The following is a 3,779-nucleotide window of genomic DNA, read 5'->3' on the forward strand; positions in this document are numbered from 1 at the left end:
ATTATTTATAGGATGCTTTTTTGCTTTTTATAGTTGCAAATCTACTAGTAATCTACAAAGTAGTCATTTAAATATATTTAATAAGCAAGAGAAAGAGATTTTAGAGTATATCATTGAAAAAGGACTTCAAAGAGAGGCAATTTACACTATCTATTCTCCAATTAAACCGATGAGTACAATAGGTGATTATAGAGTTGACTATAAGTTAGAGTATTCTGACTCAAAATTTAAGGCACAAATAGATACCATTAATTTACTGGAATCCATTGTTGAAAATTCAAAATTTAAAACTATAGAGTTTCAGATTTATCCTTTTAATAGTACATGGGATAGTATACGAACTTACCATTTTTGTGTATTAAGAAAGGACTTGGTTTCCAAATTATTGGAAGATAAGAAAGATTTTTTCTCCAGTCTTTCAATTAATCAGGATACTGACTATAAAACTATGTTAATCAAAATTGAAAATGCTAATATGCCTGATCGATATAGGGCTTTAGGTTATTTATTTGGTTATCCAGATTATGCGGTAGATTTTTTTGTAGAAGCTTCTGTTAAAGGAAAGGAAAGTGGAGAACTTGTACCTAGGCAGTTTTTTCAAATACCGACACTGAAATCAAAAACAGGACATTTTGTTTATGCTCTACCATTGGATTATAAGATTGGACAAGCTGATAGTCTACTTTACAAAAAGGCTGAGGAAACCTTAGAAAAATTTAAAAGAGAAAGAGCTAAACAAAGTTTTAAGAAGGGCATAGAATTAATAAAAGAGCTGGATGGTGAATGAAAAAAACAGAATAAGTCTTTTTACTGGGGTTCTGATTGTTATAGCTAATATGATTGGCATTAGTGCGTTTTCAAATCTTGGTATCCAATTAATGTATCAAACAAGTTATATAGAAGTTATATTGGTTTGGATTTTAGGAGCATTAATTGCCTTATGTGGAGCACTTAGTTATGCAGAAGTAGCTTGTATTTACCCTGAAAATGGTGGAGAGTATAGCTTTCTATCGAAAATGTATAATCCAACAATAGGTTTTTTAGCAGGCTGGATATCTATTACGGTAGGATTTCCTGTATCTATTGCTTTAAGTGCAAAAGTTTATGCTTCTTATTTTTTTGCTGATGCAGATCAAATGTTTATAGCTAGTGGTATTGTTATCGCGACTACTATTTTACACTTTCTAGGATACAATAGTAGTATGGCTTTTCAGAAGATTGTTACTTTAACTATTGTAATTGTTTTTATAGTACTGATCACTTTCGGACTAATTAGTCCGAGTAAGAGTGCTTTGTACAATAATTATTCAACCATTAATTATGCACAAGACAATTTAAAAGTTATTAAAAATTTTGTAATAGCTTTAATTTTTATATCGTATTCTTATACTGGATGGAACTCTGTTACATATATGGTGGCAGATTTTAAAAAACCAAGCAGGACAGTACCTAGAATTTTATTTATAGGGACCTTATTTGTAGGGATATGTTATGTATTGCTTCAAGTTGTATTATTAAAACATTTAAAATATGATGAATTAAAAGGGAGTCTAAATGTAGTAATGACTTTTGTAAACAAATTAAGTGATGGTCAGTATACAGTTGTGATAAAAGGGTTTATAACTCTACTTTTTATATCTAGTATAAGTATAATGACTTGGGTAGGGAGTAAAGTTTTATATCAGATGACTATTAAAAGTAATACTTTTTCATTTTTACGAAGTTCTTTTTATGCTTATCAGAATATAAAGATATTGTGTTTCCAAGGATGTATAGTTTTACTTATACTTATAAGTGGAAGTTTTGAACAAATTTTAGTGTATTGTGGTTTCTTATTAAGTATGTGTAGTTTATTAGTTGTGCTTGGACTTGTAAGGATTAAGAACAAAACAAAGGATTCGATTATTTTAAAAAAACCATTATCTTTGTTAGCACAATATGTATTTATAGTTTTTACTTTTATACTTATTATACAGTCGCTGTGGTCTTATCCTTTGGAGAGTTTAATAGGTTGTTTAAACGTATTATTTGGTTTTATTGTCTTTAAAATAAAAGAAGAAAAATCTTTATATCATAGTTAGGATCTATTTCCTAATTGCGTCATTTACTATTCCGTTTTGCGTCTTAGATTAATAAATTCTAATGCATATATTTGTAATTGAAGAATTATTACTTATTCTTTATCAAGTATAACAATGCAGAAGTATAAAAAGTATTTTGTCATTTTTTTTGTGACTATTTTCAGTCTACTGAAATTAGTTAATCTGCATTGTTATACCCATAAGGTAGATCATATTGATGGTAAACCTTGTCATGTATGTGAACTGGTCTTACTAGACAATAATACTCCATTACTATTAAGTGAAGAAGTTTTATTTGTTGTATTACTGATATCTATCATTAATTACAGAAAACCTATTTATTACTCTTTAACTATAGTACATAAAAATATAGTTAAATATTTCTTTTCCCGTCCACCTCCTATATTAAATAACTGATTGTTAGTTGTTATAAACAACTTTAGTAATATTAATTATTTAATTGATTTAAGACATTAGTATGTCTTATTTTACATTTATTATGGTAGAAATAAAAGTTGATAGGAGTGAACTATTGTTTGCTTCTGGTGCTGATATTGTACCTGAGTCTGTACTAAATGAGAATATAATTTCCAAGAAAAATTTTACATTGGATTCTTTTTCAACGGAATCAATAACTATTGTAAGAGGTGAGATAGATGAAAATTATCTTCTTTTTCTCAATGAAAAACTCACAGAATCAGGTACTGTTGTTTTACATTTTCAGATTGAAGGGGAATTGTTTAATAATAAAGAAGTTTTTGAATATAATTGTGGTAAGGCTGAGCAACTAATTATTAGGTATCCTAGTTCTCCTGTTATCCATAGTTTTAGAGTAAAGGGAGCATTTTTTCGTATTTATATAAAAAGTAGTTTAGTAGATAAGTACTTGCAACAATTTGAAACCTTTAACTTTGAAGAGAATCAGTCTTACACCTTTACAAATATTCATCCAATGCCTATAACAATATGCATGGATTTATTGTTGCAAAAATTGATTAATAATAAAAAAGAAGGTGTCTTAAGAGCTATTTATTTTGATAGTATGATTCTCGAACTAATGCTTTTACAATTAGAACAAATACAACAGCACCACTGCTCTTTACAATGTACTCAAAAGAAGCTCCAACTCGATAAGATGTACAAGGCGAAGGAGATACTTCTTCAAAATTATAAAAAACCACCAACATTAAAACAGTTAGCCATTGCACTTGGTACTAATGATTGTACTTTGAAAATTGAATTTAAAAAAGCTTTTGGAGTATCAGCTTATGCTTTTTTATCTGATTATAAAATGGGAATTGCTAAAGACTACCTCTTAGAGGATAGGTTATCTATTGCAGAGATTAGTGAAAATCTAGGGTATAAGAATGCAACACATTTTACAGCAGCATTTAAAAAATATCACGAGATAACTCCTAGTGGATTTAAAGCCCAATATGGAAAGTAATCTTAATTAATAAACGAGAAACTAATATAAGTTTTACTTATTTCGTCTTTCTTATTTCGTATATAGTCACCATTATTTTTAGAAAGGATACTACTTTTATCACCAATAATTGTTAATGCTAAGATTAAATATATGATAGTCATAGTTTGATTTTTTTCATAAATAACATCTTTCTGTTGTCATATTTCTAGTAAAAGTATTAAGGGCTATTTCATATGTGTTTATACAGCACGTGGTAGTTAATATTAAGC

General features: G+C 28.3%; 4 protein-coding genes. 3 read left to right on the top strand and 1 reads right to left on the bottom strand.

Annotated elements, in window-relative coordinates; all coding sequences use genetic code 11:
- The 3 genes from GOQ24_RS15180 to GOQ24_RS15190 form a co-directional block, all read left to right on the top strand.
- The coding region (locus GOQ24_RS15180) for a hypothetical protein (RefSeq protein WP_208103235.1) at window positions 1-787 on the top strand (787 nt) is incomplete at its 5' end.
- Window positions 777-2,081 (top strand): APC family permease, encoded by a 1,305-nt coding sequence (locus tag GOQ24_RS15185; RefSeq protein WP_160340069.1) that lies wholly within the window; start codon window positions 777-779, stop codon window positions 2,079-2,081. The genes GOQ24_RS15180 and GOQ24_RS15185, both read left to right, overlap by 11 nt.
- Window positions 2,082-2,559: 478 nt before the next feature.
- A complete protein-coding gene (locus GOQ24_RS15190) occupies window positions 2,560-3,528 on the top strand; it encodes a helix-turn-helix domain-containing protein (RefSeq protein WP_160340070.1) in 969 nt (322 codons plus the stop codon).
- Between the two features lie 2 nt (window positions 3,529-3,530).
- Here the strand turns inward: GOQ24_RS15190 and GOQ24_RS15195 are convergent, their stop codons facing one another.
- Complete coding sequence (locus GOQ24_RS15195) at window positions 3,531-3,671, bottom strand: hypothetical protein (protein WP_006256868.1); 141 nt, start codon at window positions 3,669-3,671, stop codon at window positions 3,531-3,533.
- Between the last annotated feature and the right edge of the window lie 108 nt (window positions 3,672-3,779).

It is taken from the genome of Myroides sp. LoEW2-1, assembly GCF_009767705.1.
Classification (GTDB): domain Bacteria; phylum Bacteroidota; class Bacteroidia; order Flavobacteriales; family Flavobacteriaceae; genus Flavobacterium; species Flavobacterium album_A.